The sequence below is a fragment of the Gardnerella rara genome (assembly GCF_055452355.1).
Window position 1 is genome coordinate 125,576 of record NZ_JBVBJP010000003.1, and the last position, 21,535, is coordinate 147,110.

A 21,535-nucleotide genomic window follows, 5' to 3' on the forward strand; every position below is an offset into this window, starting at 1 on the left:
CCGCACTTTGTACCACATTTGACCCAAATCGCGTACAAAACCCGTCAATCAACTCCGCACTTTGTACCAAATTTGACCCAAATCACGTACAAAAAGCGGAACACAACTCCGCACTTTGTACCACATTTGACCCAAATCACGTACAAAAAGCGGAAAAGATTAATCAAGAATGCTGTAAATCACGCAACGGCCACGGGAACACCTGCCGAAAGCAACTTCTTCTTAAATTCAATCGGATTCAAGATATCGCAATAATCAAATCGCACAATACTATCAACTCCGCATTCCATAAGCCACCGCTCTCTATTGCGTTCCCTCCTAACTGCATCGCGATTATATCTATATAAGTTATTTGTGCTGAAGTTGTTGATATTTTCCGCACTTCCATCAAAATCCTCAGCACGCAAATCGCCAGCAACCGAGCGGTTATTAAGCGAAGTCCTATCTTCAATCAAATATTTATCAGTACCATCCAGCTCGCCAACAATAATTTTTCCGTTAACTTTCCACATAAAATCTGCGCGATACGGACTCTGCGGGCAATTCGGATTCGGAAACTCGTGCTGCAATTGTGGCTCCACAAAACCAAGCTCAAGCATAACCGCACGCGCCAGCGACTCTCCACCGTTCTCGCTCTTAGGATTCGCATACTTTACCAAAGTCTCCATTCGCGACAAAACATCAAATTTATCAGTGTCACGAAAATTTGGATTGTTAATAGGCGAATAATTTACACCATAAAAATCCGTGTTTGTTGGATTCTGAACACTGTTCAAGAACTGCGGCGTATCGCTACAACAATCCATGGAGCCGTAAAATTTACGACAAACACGCAAAATTTTGTTAAGATCTTCACCCTTGCGAGCCGCAGAATCGAAAGTTGCTAGCGACTCAGCGAACGATCCCTTCCAAGCGCAAGCATATAGAACATTATAAATGCTGGCAACATGACTAATCGCAAGTTCTTCAGCAGTTGCAATATGACCAAATGACGATGACGACGATGACAATGACGATGACGATGACAATGACGCCGCCGACGCCGCCGACGCCGCATTTTTATATCTGTTTTTATTAAAATCATCAAGCCTTATGCCAAACTCATCCTCTATTATGTCTGGAAGTTTTAGTCGGCTATATTTGTGTCTAAATGCATCCCGCACCGACTTTTTCTTGTCCAAATCAGATTTTTTGCAATTCGAAGAAAATTTTTCCGCATAACTAGACGACACATATATTTCAGTAAGCGAATGATGTATGTAAGGCAAGTGAACCACATCCAGCCCCAAAAGCACGGCGGCAGTTTCGCCAGTAAAATTCCACTTTCTTATCTTTATCTTATTTGTAAGAGTGATTGCAATACGCTTGACTTTATCTTTGTACAGCAATTGATTCCAGTGATCGCGAATAGCGTAGAAGCCGTAATATGGCTCGACTAATTTTCCTGATTCTAAGCAGCGTCGCAAGTCTGTTCGAGAATTGCTTTGAGAAGCCATAAGACATGACTTAGAATTCTCTGACTCAATAAGTTTTTTAAATAATTTATCGGGTATGCCGTTAATATTTATTTTCTTTGACATATGTTGATAATAAATAACGTTGTTTTTGTATGTAAAGAATTTTTTATCAATGTGGTTAAAGGCTATAAACCGTTGAAAAAAGCGGAACACAACTCCGCACTTTGTACCAAATTTGACCTAAATCACGTACAAAAAGCGGAACACAACTCCGCACTTTGTACCACATTTGACCTAAATCACGTACAAAACGCGGAACACAACTCCGCACTTTGTACCAAATTTGGCCTAAATCACGTACAAAAAGCGGAAAAGATTGACGCACTTTGTTGCTCGTCGCGCGCCTACGACTCAGGCGCATCCTCCACACGCGGCGCACCATTAATATCGCGATGAATCCCCTGCATCTGCGCCTCAATGGCCTGCAAATTCTGCGCGCACTCAAGCAGCGTCTTGGAATGCTCCGCCAGCTTTGCATCCGGCAAATCCGCCTTATACCGCAACGCGTGCTCCAAACTGGCCCAGTAATCCATTGCAATCGTGCGGAATTGCACCTCCACCGGCGTGTAATGCGCGCCCGACGACAAAAACACCGGCACAGCGTAAATCACATGCAAACTGCGGTACCCATTCGGCTTTGGGTTTTTAATGTAGTCCTTAACCTGCAGCACCTGAATGTCCGTTTGCTTGGAAAGGTATTGCGCCACCGCGTACACGTCGTCGCGATAATTGCAAATCACGCGGATTCCAGCCACGTCAAACAGGTTGTCTCGAATCGAACGCGTTGATATGCTTAGATTTCTGCGGCGCAGCTTCTCAAAAATCGAGTGCACGGATTTTAGCCGCCGCTCCATGTGATGCACGGGGTTGTGCGAAAATCGCACCTGAAACTCGCCGTCCAAAATCTCCAGCTTCGTGCTAATTTCGTACATCGCGCCTTCGTACACTTGCATCATGTTTACGAATTCGTCCATTTGCTCGGGCGGAAGATGCGGCGTTTCGCTTTTTATAGATGATTTTTGCGCGGACTTTTCGTCGGCGGTTGCTTGCGACTTTTCCGCGGCTGGCGAATTTGTAGCAGCGGCGTCTTGCGCCCCACCATCGCCCGCCCCCTGCAGGCTGGCGTAAAGTTCGGCCAAATTTAAACGATTATGACGATCAAGTATCACGTTTTCTATTTTACTCGCAATCTTGCTATAAGTCTGATAATCACCTGGGAATATGCGTGCTCGAAGGTATGTCGTCGCGCCCGAAAATGTAGCTCAAAACCACAAAATCTGCAACAAAATCGGGAAAAAGTTACCGACTTTGTAGCTCAAAACGGCAAAATCAACAACATTCTCGGGAAAAACTTACAGACTTTGTAGCTCTAAACAGCGTATTGGACTACAAAATCGGGAAATAGCGCTAGCGCAGTTTAACCTCGCCACGCCCAACCCATAGTATGTGCTTGCCGCGAATATCCCACTTGCGCCGCCTCTTGCCAGCCGCCGCCGTAATCATCATGGAAAGAATCGCCAGCGAGAATATCATCGCTATAACAAACAGCGTCATCCAAAGCGGCCACTGCACATGGTCCTCCGGCGCCGCAACAGGGTCCGGCAGCACGCGGTAACCCGTCACCAGCAGCCTGTGCGAATTCACACCATACGGCGTGCACGTAAGCAGCGTTGCCAAATCGCGCCCAGGCTCGCGCTGCAGCAGGCTTATGTCGTGCGGATCCACCACGTTTATGCGAAACACCTTGTATCGCAAGGTCTCGCCTTGCACGTCTAGGTAAAAGTAGTCGCCCTTTTTAAGGTCGGTTAGCGAGTCGAACATGGTTGCGTTCGGCAGACCCGTGTGCGCGGTGATCACGGTGTGCCGCCCCTTGCCGCCCACTGGCAAATCCGTGCCGTACAAGTGCCCCGCGCCTCGCGCCAGCGTCTCCTGCAGCGTGCCGTGGTAAATCGGCAGCTTTACGCCAATCTTCGGAATCTTTACAATGCCAATAATGCCCATCGGCTCCTCAAGCGTTTTAAGGTATCGCTTGTAGCCAGGCGTGTTGGTTAGGTCTTCCTGACCGTCGCCGCCGTACGGGTCGCGCGTAAGCATGTCTTTGCGCGTTGTGTTGTATCGCCTTGCGGCGCGAATATGCGCGCGTCGCACGTCGCCCGCCTGGTCGTGGTTGTATTTATCGTACGCTGTGGAAATCTCCTTGGAAACGTGATTGTTCCACAGCGTTGAGCACACAGGATAGCTAAAGCACAGAATTCCTGCAAGAACCAGCACAATCGGCTCTATAATGCGCATCAGCGCGCTTTTCTTTTTAGTTATTTTTTTAGTTATTTTTTTAGTTTTAAGTGTATTTTGGTTTATATTTTGGCTTGAGTTTGGGCGTAATGTTTGGTCTTCGGCTGCTTGCGATTTTCCCGCAACAGCGCGCGCACGCAACGAGCGGCACAAATTGCTAATATCGGCTAGCTTCATAACTCCTCCAAGCTAAAGCTATTGAATGAAATAGCTCCGCATTTTGTACCAAATTTGGCCTAAATCACGTACAAAAAGCGGAAAAACTGACGCACTTTGTACCACATTTGACCCAAATCACGTACAAACTCGGGAAAGATTAGAGCACTTTGTACCAGAACACGCCAGCGTAGAAACAAAATGCTCAACGCATTTTGTTTTAAGCGCTGCAGCGTGTCTTCTGGTACAAAGTGCCTAAATCTTTTGCATGATTAAACCAAACGCCACCTAATCCAGCGTTGGCTAATCACACACAATCACGCAGCCTGCTCTTCTTCCTTCTTGCGATTCTTAAGGAATACGAACATACCAGAGCCAACGAGACCGAGGCCAATAAGCGCAAAGATAATCACGCCAGCAGCACCAGTCTTTGGAAGCTTGAACCAGTTATCGCCACCATCAGGACCACCGTTTGGAAGATCCTTAAAGGTGTAGGTATAAGTGGTATTGGTAGCTTCAGTAGATGGTATGTTTACCTTCTCAACCTTTGGAGACAAAACAAAGCCAGTTGGAGCCTTAGTTTCCACAACGTAGAAATCTTGACCAACCTTTGCCTTGAAAGCCTTGGTTAAACCAGTAGTTGCAACAGTTTCAGTTGTACTATCAAAGCCCTTAGCATAGTCAGCTACCTTGCAGTTTGCGTCAGTACGGCTTGCATCTTCTGCACATTTTTTTGCAGCCTCTTCAGTAGTAAAGATTGCAAACTTAGCACCCTTAAGACCTTCAGATTCATTAGCTCCATTAACCTTCTTAATCTGGAAGTCACGAACAGTTACCTCAGATTCTGGGTTTGGATTTGGATTAACAGGTACTGGTGGATTTTCACCCGTCCTATGTCCTCCTTGCATACCAAATTTGTTCACAATCTTGCCAGAAGTGACACCTTCCTTAAGAGTGAACTTAAGAGTTACATTGACTGTTATTGTTGGGTCTTTCGCGTAAGCAGCAGCAATCTTTGTGAGGCCAGCTTCGGTAAACTTAACCTTAATACGAGAGTAACCTACTTCGATACCATTCTTTCCAGTCTCAGTACCAGTACCAACTAAAGGATCTTCAACCTCATAATCTTTGCTAGTTCCAGTAGGTGTGAATGAATCATTACCTGTGGCATTGCTCAACGCAACCTTCTTCACAGCATCTTTTGCAGCATCAAACGCATTAGTTGGAACGTCATCCCAGATAGCAAATTCAAGTAAATCATCTTTAGTGAATTTATCAACTGGAGTCTGGCTGTTTGAAGATACCTTGGACTTAATTGTGTATGTTACATCATCCTTATCGCCAATAAAGTTTTTAGTATCCGCGTACTTATGAATAGCATCACCAGTGTAAAGATCCTTTGGCTCCACCGTTACAGCATACTTGTAGGAGTTAGTTTTACCATCCGTACTAGTAACTTCTGGAATAGTCATAAAGAATGGCTTAGAAAGCTTCTGATAATCATTTGGAGCTTCGACTTCTTCAATCTTGTACAAGCCAATTCCAAGATTATCTATTTTTGCTACACCATTCGAATCAGTCGCAAATAGAGTCTTATCAGTTTGCTCTGCAGGTGCATTAGGGTTTGTTACTGAGGCGTCAAAATCAATATTACTAGTAGTCTTAGGATCATTGTTAAGAGTTGTGACCTTAGCAGCAACCTTAAGCCATTCATCATATTTTGTAAGGTCAAGAGCTGAATTGTCAAGCGACTTAACCTTAGTCACCTTAAACTTAGCGCCTGCAACATGTGTTGTCTTAGACTGAGTAGTTTTGTCGCCTTGTTTTTTCGGCTCATCCTTCCACTTGGTGATGGTAATGGAACCAACGCAGTTTTTGGTTTGCGTTGCATCCCATGGTGCCTTAGTAGCCTCGCATGGAGTTTTGGCATCCTCAGCCCACGCGGAGCTGCCAGCAACCACGGCGCCAGCAACGCACAGCGTGCCAGCCATCGCGAGCGAGGCCACCGCGGCCACGCACTGCTTTGTTATCTTGTTCATATTTTCTCCTTGTTTGTTTTGTTCTTGCGAACACTTTGAGAGATATGTGTTATGTTTTGTTAGTTTATATTAGCTAGTTTCGTCAACCAACTTCCGCCAGCCAACCAGCGCCGCAAACGCGCCAGCCAGCCAGCATCCGCCAGCCAATTCACACCAGCTAATCCATTTAGTTATCATTTTCAGTTTTGATTGAGCACAATCATGCGCCCAAACCCTCCCGCAGGTTTTACGCTGCAGAAAATATCTTCATCAGCATCGCCACCTTTCGGTTATCCACCATTCGATGCGCAGCATTACGCCGCCGCACCGCTCGGCAGTTTTGCGGATAAAAGATTTGATTGCGGGGGCAGGTTCCGCGTGGTCGCAAGCCGCCGCGCCTACAGCGCGATTAGCCGCCGCTGCGAGCGAGGCTGGCGCCGTGCTGGCCGCTGTTGTGCGAGCCGTGCAATCCGCAGCCACCCCTTCAGCACCGCGCACCCCACCGCGCATCGCCTTACGCAGCATCGCCTTACGCAACAACGCCTCAAGCATCGCGCGCCCCCACTTGGTCTGATCAAGGAAGAACCCAGCCGCCATAGCGCCCGTGCCAAGCACGCACACAACGCTCATAAGCATGTTCCAGTTCACGCAATCTTCCCCGCCCGTCTTTGGCAGAGCGAATTTAGGCGGATCCATCACGTTCACATCAACAGCAATTCTGTTCCAGTCTTTTCCAACAGTTACGTCACTAAGCTGAACCGTTTTCATATCCCTAGACGAATACTTATTATTATCAATAAGACTTTCAGTAACAGTTTTATTAAACGCCGCCAGCGCATTCGGCTTCAACGCAAACACAGCGCACGTGTACATTCCAGCCTTTTGAGGTACGCCAACAATATCGTCTTCACTGCGAGACACAGCGCTTTCTATGCTGTTCTGCTGCCCCTTCGTGAAACCATACAGCAAGTTAGCCATGCAATTATTACTGTTCTCACTGCAAGACTTTCTCTGCGCAGCATTTGCAAAAGTCCACGGCTTCACATTTTCACCGTAATTCTGGTTTAAGTGCATATTGAGAGTATCTTCAAGCCCGCGGCTCCACTTTTGCTCGCCTTGCTTAGTGCACATCATGCGCAATGAAATATCGCTGCGATCTTTCAAGCTCCACGCGCGCACATACGGGTTATTAGTAAGGCTCATGCCGCTCATAACAGTAAGAGAGTGACTGCTATCAAGCGTGTCATGAACAGGATCAGCGTCTTTAGACCTTAGCAATGTCATCTTAAGATCCTTGTCGGCGCCACTTAAGCCTCTAACTGTAACTTTCGCATACACAGGCTTGCCGTTGTTACCAGAATCCGGGTTATCCGAAGTAGAGCCATCCGGGTAATGGATTACAATCTCTTTAAAGTACGCTTTAGGCGCAACAGATTGATCTGGGTGGAATGTCACTTTGCCGTAACGCGTGCCGTCGTCCTTGGCACTGTGCTTGCCATTGTGATTATTAGGATCTTTAGGATTGTCAGGCTTATTGCTCTGATCACCTGCCTTATCTGCGGCGTTACCAGCCCAATACGACCAGTCTAGAGAAACCTGCTTTCCCTTAGTTCCGTCAGCATTTACCTCAAAGCCGTGAGTAGCATCCTTAAACTCAAACCAAGTTCCGTCTGGAAGCGCACCAGCCTTCACAGCATCCTGGGATTTATCTGCACCGTTAGCACTCTTAACGCTTTGCGGCACAGCATTCTCAACCTTTTGACCAGCCGTAACGCTCACATCCAAGTACTTCGGGTTGTAGAAGTGGTTGTCGTTATGAATACGAATATCGAAAGAGCCAATCTTATAGCCTTTGCTGTCTTCACCGTATGGATACTTATTGTCCTTAGTCTTATCAAACAAACCAGCAGCTGGGTCTTTGGAAGTGCTCTTCTTTATATTAGCCTTAACAGCATTCGCAAACGCCTCAGACTTATCTTTGCCACTTATAACGTAGACCTTGCACTGGTAGTCGCCAGTCTTTTGAGCCTTTCCGCCAAAATATCCGCGCGTCTGCTCGGAAGCGCCGTCCCTGTCGTATAGGTAGTCTTTATCGCATTTCTTATCATCAAGACGGCACTGCTTCTGCTGCTCAAAGCTCGCATGATCCCATATTTTCTGACTCTTAAACCTTAAGCCGTCTTTTTCTATTTTTTCCTTCGACTTCGTGTTATTAACATGACCAGGCAGAGTGTTGTAAGTATAATCGCTATACTTGCCATCCTTACCCTTCTTGGAGCAGATTACGTGCTGATGCAACTTACCAACAGACTTAGTCATCCACGAGTCGAAGGTCGCATCGTTAGGTAACGAATCTCCTACTTTAAGGTCGTAGCCGTCGCCCATGCCCTTATCGTAGTAATGCTTATACAGGTTAAGATAAAGTTTATTATCCTTGTCGTCGCGCGTAACATTCACCTTTGCATACACAGGGTGCTTGTAGTTAATAGAGTCGTCATCGCTTGAAGCAGAGCCGTCTGGGTAGTGCACAACAACCTCAGCCCAGTACTGACCAGCGTCTTTCCACTTATCTGGACGGAATGTGACGGAGCCGTATTCGCGACCAGTTTCATTTAAAGGAACGACTTTGCCTTTTTCCATAACAGGCTTGCCGCTATTATCGCGCTTAACGTTGTCTTCGCCGCCCTCAAAGTTAGACCAAAGTTCCTTCTCGGATGGGAACTTGTCAGGTTGCGTTTTATCAACCTTCTTAACAAGCTTCTTAATCTCAAACCACGTGCCTGGTGGAAGAGCTTTGCCATCTTCAACGCCGCCCAAGTCATCATCTGGAACACCGTTAGCGTTTACCTGCTTGCCATTCACCGTAATCTTCGTGTGGCTCTTTGGCTGACCGGAGCTATTAGCCTCCTTATTAGCAAACGTACCAGCTTGAATCGTTGGAATCGTCTTATAAGTCGGATTATACTTTTGGCTGTCTTTGAGCTTGATTTTAAAGTAGAAGTTGCCAGAAACCCACTCTTTGCCCCTACTGGATGCAAAAGCACCAGTATCAAAAGCAAAGACAAAACCTGCGCCGTTGTCTTTAGCTAACTGATCAAACTTTGTGAGCGCACCGTTATGCTGCGTACCTTTACCATCGTGAGCCTGGTGGAACGCGAACACCTTACACTCGTACTCGCCGCCTTCCTTAGGCTTGCCGCCAATCAGCGCGCGCGAACGCTCCATAGTGTCTTTGTTGTATTCGCCAGGATGAAGATAGTGGTTATCGTCACTGCAATTCGCGCCCTTTACCTTACATTTCTTGTCGTTATCGCGAATCCATTGGCGGAATTCTTCAAACTGCAAGCCATTAATGTCCCCACTAGCCTTACTATTGCCCTCGGCAGGCTTAAGCAGCTTATACTTAGTGTCATTCTTCTTATGGCACACTGCGCGGAAGGTAATAGGACCTTTGGCGTTATTGGACCACGAATCCAGCACAATACCGTTGTTTTTGTTCTCTTTTGGCCCACCTATTTTCGTGGTCTTAGAAAGCTCTTTAGGATTATTTGCATCTCCAAAGCTCCAGCCACTAAACTGACCATTATTTATTTGCGTACCGTCGTAAAGGTTAAGATGCAAATCGCCGTCTGTAACAGGCAACTCTTGCACTTTAACAGGAGCATATACAACCTTGTCATAATTACCTGCGTCACTATCTTTAGACGTAGAACCATCCGGATACGTAACAAGTACAGGGGTCTTATCACTTGTACCAGCTTCTGTTTTAGACGGGCTAAACGTCACTTTACCGTTTCCTGTATTTTTTGAATCAATCTTAGACCAATCAAGCACAGGAGAAGTGTATTGAGTGTACTGCTCTAGCTTAAAGGTAGAACCACTAGGCAGTGGGCCTTCCCTAACCCACGGCTTTTTGCTGTCTTTTACGCTCTTAGGCTCTTTGCTATCAGTAGGATTAAACCTATTATTCTTCGTATCGTAGCTAACAGTGGTTTCATCGTAATGCGGGTTGTACAGTGACGCATTAGAAAGTACTTTTATTTTTACAGGTACATTTTCCTCTACCCATGCCTGACCCTTATTTTTATCAGAATTATACGGGTAGATATTAGGATTTATGTGTGTAACCTTTACCTTAAACTCCAAGCCATCTGGATATTTCTTCCAATCGTCTTTGCGAGGGCGATAAGTTATGTATCCAGTTTTCGGGTCAATCTTTACGCAGCCATCTTTAGTGTTTGTATCGCAACCTTGCCAATTATTGTTTGTAACACCATTATCTGGAACACCAGTAATCGCATAGCTCATGTTCAAATATGCAGTATTCTCCGCACCAGGCAAATCTATTGCATGATGCAAATCAGTAGAAGTCGCATTAGTGCCATCAGCGTTTTTATCTTGATGGAACAGATTTGGATCAAATGTATTACTTACCCACGTACCAACATTTACAAATGGCTTAACAGTAATAGGCTCTTTATATGTTGTAACTGGTACGTTATCTGTACCGCCATAGTCTGTTGGATTCTTTGCGCCTCTCTTCGGGTAATCACTGAGCATTTTAGACTTATACACAGGATACAGAATGTTGGTCTTTTTGGTTGGATCAGTTCCAAGATAGAACTCAGACAAATCTGGAATTCCGTCGCCATCTGTATCGTACGGACCTATGAAGGACCATTTGCTCTGCCATTCGTCTTTTTTACCTGGGAAAGGATCACCGTAATTACCTTTTGTTTTATTAGAATTCCATCCTGCTATAAGCGGCAAAAGCTCTGGGTTTTTAATACTCTCGTCGTAATCGCCAGTAATCTTCCATTCCATAGCTAAGGAATAATCATTCTTTTCCCAAGAAGCAAGAACAACCTGAAACTTACTTTTCCACTGTTTAATCTCAGCTAAGCTATAACCTCTACAAGACTCTCCTATGCACTCGCCAGAACCAAGTCTTTTTTCACCTAACGCCTCATTCCAAAAGGTATCAAAACCGTCTCCACTGTCATAGTGCGCGCCGTTATATTTATTCCAATTACTAGGACCAGCGAATGAAGCAATTGACTGATTATAGTCTATTTTTCCATTTTGACAACTCCAACTACTCTTTTTTACGCCATTATTTTTAATTAGAGTAAGCTTTCTCCAAGATTCTTCCCAAGACTCATTTAAAAATTCTTGAGTTTTTCTATCTCGTTCAGCAGGATCTTTACATTCATATCCATCGCTGCACTGGATTAACTTATCTGCTACAACATCTTCTGGATAGGTTTTGTACCACTTTTTAAGATCTTTACCACCTTTACCATATTCATATGGCCAACGAGCAAACTTGCCGTTACCTCCAAGAGCATCTCGACCAGTACGCCTACGATCAATATTAACGTTATTAATTCCTTTAGGAAGAAATACCATAAAAAGCGGTTTGGAGCCAGAAAAACCTGCACCTTCTGGAGGAACATCACTATGGCCTGCGTAAGATGAGTGTGGTTCTATAACAAGGTTTTTGTATCCATTTTTATCTTTAACTCTTAAAGTGCCTCCTCTAATATGAGCAAGCAAATAAGAATTCTTATTAAAGGTAACTGTCCAGGTAATCTTCTTTTTACCATCTTGACCAGTCCACAAACGTGGGTAACTAATGTTCAAATCTCGTGTAGAATCAGCCCAATCAAAACCCTTACCAGAAATATAGCCAGTTCCGCCATAATCCCAACGAGCACCCTCATCAGCAAAAGCCCTATTTACTGGCGGCAAGATGAGCATTGCGAGGAGCGTGGCGGCGGCTACGAGCATTGCTAGAAGCGCGCGGCGAAGAGTGTGGGATGGGTGTGCTGTGCATGCTGCGGTGGACGCGGTGGCAGCGGCGATGCTTTCGGAAGTGGCAGAAGCGGCAGCAGAAGCGGCGGCGCAAGACTCGGCGCCCTCCTTATTCCAAGCAAAAGCGCGCAACGCAAGACGCCCCACGCGTGATGCGAATCCACGTAACCCTGCTGGTAACATAGTCTACTCACCTTTCCTGGCACCGCGAATATCGTGGCAAACCCCAACACACTGCATGGACCCACTCCATGCGGCTTGTTCCTCTTTATTCTTAGTTACTCTGTTGCACTTCGCTCTTGCTTGTGTTACGCATTTGCGCACAACGCCCAAAACGGGTAGAGTACCAGACAAATCCAATACTCAAAGGGCGTTAAGCACAATGTGCCGAGCGTTCCAACCAGTACCCGTACAAAGCGGGGACTCCCACTGCCCAACACAGCATAAACGTTCAGCAATCGCTCAACGCGGCGCTAGACGCGCGATTAACTCGGGGCTAACCCAACGATTAACCCAGCGATTAACTCGCACGCAAAAACAAGATAGCAAAGCGCAGCTTTAACCGAAGCCATTAATATTTATACCCCCCCCCCAGAACGAATTGCAAGTTGCAACCCAACATAATTGCGCAGAGCGTAAAAGTTTTTATAATGATTGGATTTTGCAAAAAAATCTATTGAATATGCGATAATAACCGAATAGTTTTATGTAGTAGGCGGAGTGTCTTGCAAAACCCGCGTGTCGCAAAACCACAATATGTTGTGGTTTGGGTGCGCGCGAACCACAAGCGCATGCAAATCGTAAGGCTAAAGCCCGTGCCCGAGCGCAAAAATCGCAGCTAATCCGCGTTAGCGATTTTCCGCACTTTGTACCAAATTCAACCCAAATCACGTACAAAATGCGGAACAACCTTCCGCACTTTGTAGCTCTAGACAGCGCTCTGCTTGCGTTATATTTGTCTCATCAATGATGCAAATATAACGAATTTTGGCCAAAAAGTGTTACAAATGCCTCACCGCCAAGACAAACGTAACAAAAATCAGCCAAAAAACGTTACAAATGTCTCACCGCTGAGACAAATATAACGAATCTTGAGCAAAGCGCTCAGGTGGGTCGTGCCGTTCGCACGCTACGCTTTAAGCGCAAAGGTAGGTCGGAGCGCACGCGGTCTATAAAATGCTCTCGTTATACAACCCAACATCATTTAACATTTGCAACGCTTCAATCATATAAGCATACGCCAATGGATTAGTGTTTCGAATACTACTAATCTTTTTCATACCACTTATTTTCAAACACACATCTCTGTATTCATCTGGATTTGTAATACGTTTGAAAACAGTTTTGCCAGTTAAAATACACGCAGCAAGATACATTACTTCGCTGGCATAAATACAAGCATTTTCTCCATTGATTCTTTCAGAAAAAACATGACCCTTAATAGCATTTATACCTAAAGAAAAACTCTCATAGTCATTTGAATTTACAGAACCTCTGCCCATAATACAAATGCAACTATCAATAGTATCTTTTAAGCAATCCAATGAACTAATACTAAGATTCCTATACTCAAGCTCAATCTGAGAAACTCTGTTATAAGATCTAACTACTAAGTTGTAATCGTCCATTTCTTGTATAAGAGTCCAACAGTCAAACAATTGCTTTATAACCTCTAACTCCTTGCCATCACCTAAAAGAATGCCAGTAGTATGAGGTGCAAACGCAGTGAGTTTATCTCCTAAAATACAATTTTTATTAGGAACATTTACAATAAGATTGTTATCATCGCTTAAAAGGAACTTATTCTTAATTGGATATTTAACTATATCTTCGTATGGATTATTTTCAAACAAGACATCCAACAGCACATTAATATCTTTACCAGTTCTTGGAGAAAGAAAATGGAATCTAAAATGACGCTTTTCTATGTTACGAGAGCTTTCTCGAATATTCTCTTCTACACTTATAAACGGGAATATTTTCCCAGCTTTTTCAATATAAGCATCAATATCTGTATTCGGATTAACAATAATATCAATATCAGTGCTTAAACGCTTTGGAGAATTAAGCATAACTAAAAGAGAGGTTCCGCCCTTAAATATAAAGGGAAGACCAACTTTAGCAATCGCCTCAAGCAAACCAAAAGCAAAAACAGTTCTCTCTAATATAGAAGGATCAGATTTCGTTTCAGACCTAAGCCTAGAGATGTGTTCTGCTGTAAAATTTTCTTTAAGAAACATAACCACCCTCTATCCTTCCAGGTACTTTACGAGCATATTCCTGCGATTACGCCTTGCTGCGTATCTAAGCATTCTCACTTTATCGAGAAGATATACACTTTTAGCCTGCGCAATAACATCACTAAATTCAGCGATACTATAAGTTGTAGATATTAATTTATCTGATAACATATCAACGAGAATTTTCTCTAAGGTTATTGAATGAAAATCAGTTGACAAATAAGAATCCACTGCAAAAACTGGAGATTCAGATATCATATCTGTTACAACAATACAATCTTTTGACCAATACAAATCAAATTCTTTTTTACTAGGATTATACATAACATTTTTATATCCAGCTTCTTGAAGAAATCGAAAAACATATATACTGCTTTCTTTCTCCACTTGCAAAAAAATTGTATTTTGCGCAACCAAATGATTCAAAAAATCATTCATTAAAGCTGTTTCGAACACAGTAAAAAGGACGTGTGGATATTTTTTAGAAATAACCTTTATCAATTTAATGGACTTATTGGAATAATCTGGATAATACTGTTTTTTATGCGAAGCTTCGGGCAGACTATACGAATCATACCCAAGTTTAAGCAATTTTCCATTGCTGACTAAAGATGATATAGACCAATGATAAGTACTATTTGACATATTAGACTTCAACGATTTAAGCTTGCTCACTAATTCCCCATGAGAATAAGTTCTGCCTGCACTAATTTCGTCAAGCACTTCTTCGTACCACTTCATGTATTTTATTGCCCTCTTCCCTCTTATAAAAACACCATAACGCACATCGGCAAATCCTATAGATTTTTGCCGATATCTAGTTCCTATTTATCTAGTATTCCATCTATTAATCATAAAGTCAATATTCAAATGTAAATACCATATAAAACCATATAGGGTGCGAAAATAATAGCAAAATATAAAAAGACAGCACTTGCTAAAGCCAATACCCGAGCGCAAGCATCGCATCTAATCAGCGCTAGCGATTTCCCGCGTTTGTTCCCTTTCCACCGCGTTTGTTCCCATTTCGGCCAATTTTGGAAACATTCTCGGGAAAAACCTCCCGAAAATGTAGCTCAAAACCACAAAATCTGCAACAAAAAGCGGAAATGTCGGTCGTCGCACCCGCGTTACCGAAAATCATCAACAATTGCTTGCATAATTAATGATATTTACGTTACATCATATATAATTATCGTATACATTTATGCAAAAGTATAAAATTCTCCACAAAAGCATAAGAGTAGGAACCAAGATGAATACAGTAACAACAGACATAGTAAACGTAAACTTTCGCGCAAAGAAAGAAGACAAACTCAACGCAGAACGAGTTTGCAAAGAACTCGGAATCTCTATGAGCGCCGCGCTGAACGTGTTTATCAAAACGATTGGTCGTGAAAAGAGAATACCGTTAGATTTTTCGCTAGACCCATTTTACTCGCCGTCAAATCAGGCATATTTAAAATCGCAGATTGATGGCGTTAAAAATGGCACCATAAAGCTCGAAGAGCACAATTTAATCATGGATTAGATTAAACATTAGGATTCAAACAATGAGAAAAATTGCTTGGACTCCAGACGCTTGGAGTGACTATCTCTATTGGGAAAGCGATAATAAAACTCGTAAAAAGCTTAACAATATTATTAAAGAAATTATGCGGAATCCAATCGACGGAAAAGGAAAACCCGAACCACTTAAAGGAAACTATTCTGGTTGTTGGAGTAGACGAGTGAGCGACAAAGATAGAATCGTATACTCGTTTACAGATGACACGATTATAATTTATGCATGCAAAGGTCACTACGACGATAAATAACGCGGAAGGCGGCGGCACGATTAGCTTAATTAGGCGGCAGATTCTGCCAGAGTTTATACCAGTTGGCGCGCGGATTGTGGTGCGAACGTACAAAATTGCGCAATTAGGCGACGGCGAAAGATTGCAAACCGATGGCAGATCGCAAGAAACCGACGGCAGCGCACAAAAAATCGAGTATCACGACGCGATTGGTCACGTAATCAGCTGGGACGGCGAAACATTGCATCTTATGCGCGACGCGGCCGCAAACGGGAGCCGACCCGAGCAAGAAATGTTCATCGACGCGCGCACAATCGTAAGGCTAAAGCCAATACCCGAGCGCAAGCATCGCATCTAATCCGCGCGAGCGATTCTCCGCACTTTGTAGCTCTAACCAGCACGCAGAACAACAAAAAGCGTCAAACAACTCCGCACTTTGTACCAAAATCGACCTAAATCACGTACAAAACACGGAAAGTAGTTCGCGCGCTACGCTTTAAGCGAAAAGGCAGGTCGTCGCGCATCTGTCGCCTTGCGGCACTAGGCTAGAAGTCATGCTTGATATCCAATTTATTCGTGAACATGCCGACATAGTTAAGGAGTCGCAGCGCAAGCGTGGCGAGTCTGTGGAACTAGTCGATGAAGTGCTTCGCGCAGATGATTTGCGCCGCACAAGTTTAAAGGCGTTTGAGGCAGCCCGAGCCGATCAAAAAGCAATCGGAAAGAAGGTTGCAGCCGCACAAGATAGCGAAAAAGCAACACTCATAGCCCAAACAAAAGAGCTAGCGCAAAAGGTTGCAGAGTTTAAGGCTCAGTCCGAGCAAGCTACGGCAGACTACACAACCGCAATGTGGAAGCTTTCTAACATTGTAGAAGACGAAGCCCCAGAAGGCGGAGAAGACGACTACGTAGTTGTTAAAAAGGTTGGAACTCCTCGCGACTTTGCCGCGGAAGGGTTTGAGCCAAAGGACCACTTAACTCTTGGAACTGGCGTTGCTGGAATCGATATGCGCAGAGGCGTAAAGGTTGCGGGTTCGCGCTTCTACTTCTTGCGTGGAGCTGTGGCACGCTTGCAGATTGCAATGCTTACAATGGCTGTAGACCAGGCAGAAGAGCACGGTTTTACGCTTGCCATTACGCCAACGCTTGTTCGCCCAGAAGTTATGCGCGGAACGGGATTCTTAAATTCGCACGCAGACGAGATTTATCGCCTGCGCGAACCAGATGACCAATACCTAGTTGGCACTTCTGAGGTTGCACTAGCTGGCATGCACGAAGATGAGATTCTTGACCTTAGCAATGGCGCTTTGCGCTACTGCGGTTGGTCTAGCTGTTACCGCCGAGAAGCTGGCGCTGCTGGAAAAGACACGTCTGGCATTATTCGCGTGCATCAATTCGATAAAGTAGAGATGTTTGTTTACTGCAAGCAGGAAGATTCTCGCGCCGAGCATCAAAAGCTGCTTGGAATGGAACAAGAAATGCTTGCAAAAGTGGAAGTTCCTTACAGAATCATTGATACCGCCGCTGGCGACCTCGGTTCTTCTGCCGCGCGCAAGTTTGACTGCGAAGCCTGGGTTCCAACTCAGGACCGCTACCGCGAGTTGACGTCTACGTCTAACTGCACGGAGTATCAGGCTCGTCGCCTAAACGTTCGCGAGCGCATGGAAGATGGCGGGACTCGCCCAGTTAGCACGCTTAATGGCACTTTGGCTACTACTCGTTGGCTTGTGGCGATTTTGGAAAATCATCAGCACGAGGATGGTTCGATTGATATTCCAAAGGCTATGCAAGCGTACATGGGTGGCAAAGAGGTTATTGAGCCTACTAAGTGGGAAGCCTAGAAAACTAGGAAACTAAGAGCCTAGAAGCCTAAAAATAGCTTTAAGCCATTAATGTGATTTGATTGATTAATCAAATCGATTGGAAAAGCATAAGGGTGCAAATCAGTTTTGGTTTGCACCTTTTTTATTTGCATAACGCCGCATTTTGTTGCAGATTTTGCCGTTCCGAACAACATTTTCGGGAAAAATTGACGCATTTTGTACGTGATTTAGGTCAAATATGGTACAAAGTCGGGAAAAATTGACGCATTTTGTACGTGATTTAGGCCAAACATGGTACAAAGTCGGGAAAAATTGACGCATTTTGTACGTGATTTAGGCCAAACATGGTACAAAATCGGGAAAAATTGACGCATTTTGTACGTGATTTAGGCCAAACATGGTACAAAATCGGGAAAAATTAACGCATTTTGTACGTGATTTAGGCCAAACATGGTACAAAGTCGGGAAAAATTGACGCATTTTGTAGCTCAACACGCCAATTTGAGCAACGCGCCACTACTTTGTAGGCAGCGCCTGCGCAGAACACCCATGCAAAACAGACGCCATACTCTGCTTTTCCGCGCTGGTAACGCTAAGCCCATACTTGTACTTAACAGCAATTTGCCTAGCCACATAATCGCATCTAAACGTCTTATTAGACGGCAGCCAATAAGCCGCAGAAGCAGAGCCTTTTTCTTGATTCGCAGCCCCCTGCACAGCAAGAAGATTTAGCATATCGTTGCCAAACTTAAGCCGCTTAGCACGACTCCACTTCCACGCCCCAGATTGCCAAGCATTTTCTAGCGCCACAACATGGTCGATTTGAACAAGCGCACTGGTTTTGCGCCCGCGCACAAAGTTGATGTTTAGCCCCGTGTATGGATCGCGCAAAAGCCCAGACACCACTTTGCAAGAGCCAGCATATTTAAAGCGAACATGCATCAAATCGCGCGCAAGCACGTCTTCTCTAACATCGCATCCGTTTTTATCTTCGTCGGTGGTTCTATAGCCAAAAACGCTTCTGTTGTAGCCCGACGCGTGCGATTTGCCTACCTTTAGCTGGCTAAGTTTTTGCGCAGCATCCCCAATTGCAACGTATTCGCCCGTAATATTTCCAACATTTTGGTTGATTTTTGGCAAAATTAAGCCAATAGCAATGCCCACCAGAACAGCAAGCAACACAAGCCACATAAAAGCCGTAACGCTTCTAGATACTGGTGCGCTGCTATAACGCGCGCCCACTACACCACGCGACCCACGCGGCCCACGCACGCCACGCAACTCACGCCCCCTACGATTGCGCAGCATGATTAATATCCACAACCCAAGGAATACGCCTAATAACAACGTCTAGAACCTGCTGGATAAGGCTAATAAGAATAATAATTGCCATAACCGCATACACAACGTTCCACTGCGGATTCTTAGTAACAAGCGGATGAATGGTGTTGGAAACCAGCATTATTGCGTTGGCGATGCCAATAAGCGCAACAGACATAAGAATTGCCTGCATTCTGCCCACTTTGCGCGATAATCTAACGCGCTGCTGAGCCAGCTTTTTCATTGAATCAACAACTCGCTTAACGCAATGGTCTCCCTGACGGAACGCCAGCACTTCTTCTAGGCCAAGCTCCACGTCGTCCACTTCTAGCTCAACCATTTTTTGGTCTAGATGAACCTTGTTAATAAAGTTTTTAAGACTGAGCCTAAACAACCCTGGGATTATAAACACGATTAGCGAGCAAATTACAGCCGCAAAAATCGCGATTTGCGCGTTAAAGTAGCATAGCAAAACGATTGCTGGAACAATCGAAAGAACCATACCAACGCTCATACTAAAGCCAGCCTTATGCAGATGAGCGTGATGCAAATCCAGCCCCGCAAAAGACGCCACAAGCGTTATGCACCTAAGGCACGCACAAATAACTAACACAAGAACGTAGTCTTTAACAGCTAGCCCAAAAAGCGGCCTGCTGGCAATTGCAAACATTGCGGCGATTGCACAAACGGGAATAAGCACTGCGCAAACAATGTTGATTGCGGTTGAAAATGCGCTAAGAATGGCAAATAATGCCCTCTTTAAAGCCGACACGTTTGACTTTTTGCCATTATTATGAGCAATATTTTCGACTTTACCAGAGGTATTACTTGCGATGTTACTTGCGATATTACTTGCGACTTGCGCACCCGCACCACTTGCCGCATCTCCCGAAACGCCAGCCGCACCACCAGCCACGCCAGCCGCACCAGCCGCCGCGCGCGAACCGTTAAACACACTAACCTTAACCAAATTATCTGCGCTAGTTGCATAGCTATCGCTTGGAAGAAACACAAGAATCGTAGCTTTTCTAGCGATTTTGCGCAAAGTATCGCACAGGTTTTTAGCCTCTTTAGCACTAATATCTTGGGAAGAATAGTCAAAAATATACACTGGCGTTCGGCGAATAAGCGCACGCGCCATAACAAGTCGCCTAAAAACGTCTTGCTTATTTTCCACATTAATATTGCTAACGCGCAAGTCTAAACCGTTGTAATCCGCGTAAACAACGCCATCCACGCGTGCAGCCCCCAGCGCCTGCCACATAGACGTAGTGGTGGCATTTTTAGAGGCCATTAGCAGGTTTTCGCGCAAAGTGGCGGAAAACAGGTGACTATTCTTGCGCACAATTGTTACAAGATCCGCCAGCGCACCAGGTTCCGCGTTATTAAGCGTTATGTAAGAAGAATTGCCCGAAATATCGCCAAAATCCGACGCCACAAACGGCGATTGCGAACCTAAATCAGGCAGAGCGTAGCTATCGTTATACGACAACGCAACGTCGGATTTAGAGCTAAAAGTAACACCATTAAGCACGTTGTTTGCTACCAAATCGTAATACTCTTTTGGCATTATGTTTAGTTTTCCGCTAGAAACGTTAAACGATGCTCGCAAAGGCTGATTATTCTTAACAAAATTGCAACGAACGTGCAGCGAAACATTGCTAGCACCATCTGGAATGCTTAATGTTGTTTTGCTGTCTAATTCTTCTAATAAAGACTCTGAATCAAAAGAATAATCTTCACTGTTTGCAACGCTTTTAAACAAATCACCAATATTATTTAGACCCAAAGCGGCACGATTTTTAATGTGCATGCAATTGGCAACTCGGCGAATTGGATCCACGCTTAGCATAAGAAGCGGCAAAGTTAGCATTGCAGCAGGAAGACCAACAGAACGCACAGAAAGAAGCCACACGGTACAAACAACAGCAACAGCAAGCATAAAATAGGCCAAAAACGCGCATAAACAGCGCAGAGAGGCGCGAACGTTATAAAGCGCGCTAGCAAGAGCCAGCGCAGAAAAAACGGCCGCAAACAGGCAAATAGTTGCCAAATAGGTGTTGATTGAAAACAGCGCAATGCTAACCGCAAAAGGCATAGGGAAAGCGGCAAGAATCTGAGGCAAAAGCAAGCCAGCCCAACGCTGAACCCAAGCAATATCGTCATTTACGCAAATCGAAGAATACGCGCTAGAGCTAAGACGATTGGAAGCACTAAGAGAAATCATAGAGCGCAACATTTTAGGCTTAAGCTTAATAGCTACGCGAGTGCCGATTTCGGTGGAAATAATACACGACTGATGAAAAGCAATGTATTTTACAATCAAAATACCAACAAGGGAGATTAAGTAAGACGTTAACTCAACGGAGCTAAGCAAAGATTTACCAGTGTATTTTGCTGGAATCAAAATAGGCGAAAGAATGCCAACGCAAACATACACAAAGCCAATGTTTGCAAGAGAAGATATAGCAAGACACGCCGCTCTTAAGGCAACCAGATGCTTAACACCTGGAACAAAAGCAAAGAAACGACTAATCATTTAACTATCCTTTTCTTGTT

The 21,535-nt window shown here is 44.6% G+C and carries 13 protein-coding genes; 4 read left to right on the forward strand and 9 right to left on the reverse strand.

All coding sequences use genetic code 11. The annotated features are described in order from the left end of the window. Nucleotides 1-179: 179 nt before the first annotated feature. From ACZ0NX_RS03775 to ACZ0NX_RS03805, 7 genes are all read right to left on the reverse strand, one after another. Nucleotides 180-1,496, reverse strand: coding sequence for a hypothetical protein (locus ACZ0NX_RS03775; RefSeq protein ID WP_464405602.1), 1,317 nt, complete (start codon nucleotides 1,494-1,496; stop codon nucleotides 180-182). A gap of 365 nt (nucleotides 1,497-1,861) precedes the next feature. Then, the gene (locus tag ACZ0NX_RS03780) at nucleotides 1,862-2,686 is read right to left on the reverse strand and encodes a GTP pyrophosphokinase (RefSeq protein WP_464405604.1); all 825 of its coding nucleotides are present in this window, start codon (nucleotides 2,684-2,686) and stop codon (nucleotides 1,862-1,864) included. A gap of 238 nt (nucleotides 2,687-2,924) precedes the next feature. Further along, on the reverse strand, nucleotides 2,925-3,986 hold the full coding sequence (locus tag ACZ0NX_RS03785; protein WP_464405606.1) for a class C sortase: 1,062 nt from the start codon (nucleotides 3,984-3,986) through the stop codon (nucleotides 2,925-2,927). Nucleotides 3,987-4,282: 296 nt separating this feature from the next. After that, nucleotides 4,283-6,004, reverse strand: a complete 1,722-nt coding sequence (locus ACZ0NX_RS03790; protein WP_464405608.1) for a SpaH/EbpB family LPXTG-anchored major pilin — start codon at nucleotides 6,002-6,004, stop codon at nucleotides 4,283-4,285. 249 nt (nucleotides 6,005-6,253) lie between these two features. Beyond that, a complete protein-coding gene (locus ACZ0NX_RS03795; protein WP_464405609.1) occupies nucleotides 6,254-11,980 on the reverse strand; it encodes a Rib/alpha-like domain-containing protein in 5,727 nt (1,908 codons plus the stop codon). Between the two features lie 986 nt (nucleotides 11,981-12,966). Further along, complete coding sequence (locus tag ACZ0NX_RS03800; RefSeq protein ID WP_464405611.1) at nucleotides 12,967-14,037, reverse strand: nucleotidyl transferase AbiEii/AbiGii toxin family protein; 1,071 nt, start codon at nucleotides 14,035-14,037, stop codon at nucleotides 12,967-12,969. Between the two features lie 9 nt (nucleotides 14,038-14,046). Continuing rightward, entirely contained in the window at nucleotides 14,047-14,823 is a 777-nt protein-coding gene (locus tag ACZ0NX_RS03805; RefSeq protein WP_415689439.1) for a DUF6577 family protein, read from the reverse strand. Between the two features lie 469 nt (nucleotides 14,824-15,292). Between ACZ0NX_RS03805 and ACZ0NX_RS03810 the strand changes: the two genes are divergently transcribed. From ACZ0NX_RS03810 to serS, 4 genes are all read left to right on the forward strand, one after another. Next, on the forward strand, nucleotides 15,293-15,568 hold the full coding sequence (locus ACZ0NX_RS03810) for a type II toxin-antitoxin system RelB/DinJ family antitoxin (RefSeq protein ID WP_464405614.1): 276 nt from the start codon (nucleotides 15,293-15,295) through the stop codon (nucleotides 15,566-15,568). A gap of 22 nt (nucleotides 15,569-15,590) precedes the next feature. Then, on the forward strand, nucleotides 15,591-15,854 hold the full coding sequence (locus ACZ0NX_RS03815; RefSeq protein WP_004121095.1) for a Txe/YoeB family addiction module toxin: 264 nt from the start codon (nucleotides 15,591-15,593) through the stop codon (nucleotides 15,852-15,854). Then, on the forward strand, nucleotides 15,823-16,191 hold the full coding sequence (locus tag ACZ0NX_RS03820; RefSeq protein WP_464405616.1) for a DUF6725 family protein: 369 nt from the start codon (nucleotides 15,823-15,825) through the stop codon (nucleotides 16,189-16,191). Before ACZ0NX_RS03815 ends, ACZ0NX_RS03820 begins: the two co-directional genes overlap by 32 nt. Nucleotides 16,192-16,387: 196 nt before the next feature. Then, nucleotides 16,388-17,674, forward strand: a complete 1,287-nt coding sequence (gene serS / locus ACZ0NX_RS03825; RefSeq protein ID WP_464405618.1) for a serine--tRNA ligase — start codon at nucleotides 16,388-16,390, stop codon at nucleotides 17,672-17,674. Between the two features lie 498 nt (nucleotides 17,675-18,172). On the opposite strand, the gene ACZ0NX_RS03830 is transcribed toward serS, so the two are convergent. Continuing rightward, on the reverse strand, nucleotides 18,173-18,847 hold the full coding sequence (locus ACZ0NX_RS03830; RefSeq protein WP_464405753.1) for an HNH endonuclease family protein: 675 nt from the start codon (nucleotides 18,845-18,847) through the stop codon (nucleotides 18,173-18,175). Nucleotides 18,848-18,947: 100 nt separating this feature from the next. After that, on the reverse strand, nucleotides 18,948-21,515 hold the full coding sequence (locus tag ACZ0NX_RS03835; protein ID WP_464405620.1) for an ABC transporter ATP-binding protein: 2,568 nt from the start codon (nucleotides 21,513-21,515) through the stop codon (nucleotides 18,948-18,950). Between the last annotated feature and the right edge of the window lie 20 nt (nucleotides 21,516-21,535).

Coding starts and splice junctions, on each gene's coding strand:
- ACZ0NX_RS03775 (WP_464405602.1), bottom strand. CDS start 1,496: ATGGCTTCTCAAAGCAATTCTCGAACAGACTTGCGACGCTGCTTAGAA.
- ACZ0NX_RS03785 (WP_464405606.1), bottom strand. CDS start 3,986: ATGAAGCTAGCCGATATTAGCAATTTGTGCCGCTCGTTGCGTGCGCGC.
- ACZ0NX_RS03790 (WP_464405608.1), bottom strand. CDS start 6,004: ATGAACAAGATAACAAAGCAGTGCGTGGCCGCGGTGGCCTCGCTCGCG.
- ACZ0NX_RS03795 (WP_464405609.1), bottom strand. CDS start 11,980: ATGTTACCAGCAGGGTTACGTGGATTCGCATCACGCGTGGGGCGTCTT.
- ACZ0NX_RS03800 (WP_464405611.1), bottom strand. CDS start 14,037: ATGTTTCTTAAAGAAAATTTTACAGCAGAACACATCTCTAGGCTTAGG.
- ACZ0NX_RS03810 (WP_464405614.1), top strand. CDS start 15,293: ATGAATACAGTAACAACAGACATAGTAAACGTAAACTTTCGCGCAAAG.
- ACZ0NX_RS03815 (WP_004121095.1), top strand. CDS start 15,591: ATGAGAAAAATTGCTTGGACTCCAGACGCTTGGAGTGACTATCTCTAT.
- ACZ0NX_RS03820 (WP_464405616.1), top strand. CDS start 15,823: ATGCATGCAAAGGTCACTACGACGATAAATAACGCGGAAGGCGGCGGC.
- serS (WP_464405618.1), top strand. CDS start 16,388: ATGCTTGATATCCAATTTATTCGTGAACATGCCGACATAGTTAAGGAG.
- ACZ0NX_RS03830 (WP_464405753.1), bottom strand. CDS start 18,847: ATGTGGCTTGTGTTGCTTGCTGTTCTGGTGGGCATTGCTATTGGCTTA.
- ACZ0NX_RS03835 (WP_464405620.1), bottom strand. CDS start 21,515: ATGATTAGTCGTTTCTTTGCTTTTGTTCCAGGTGTTAAGCATCTGGTT.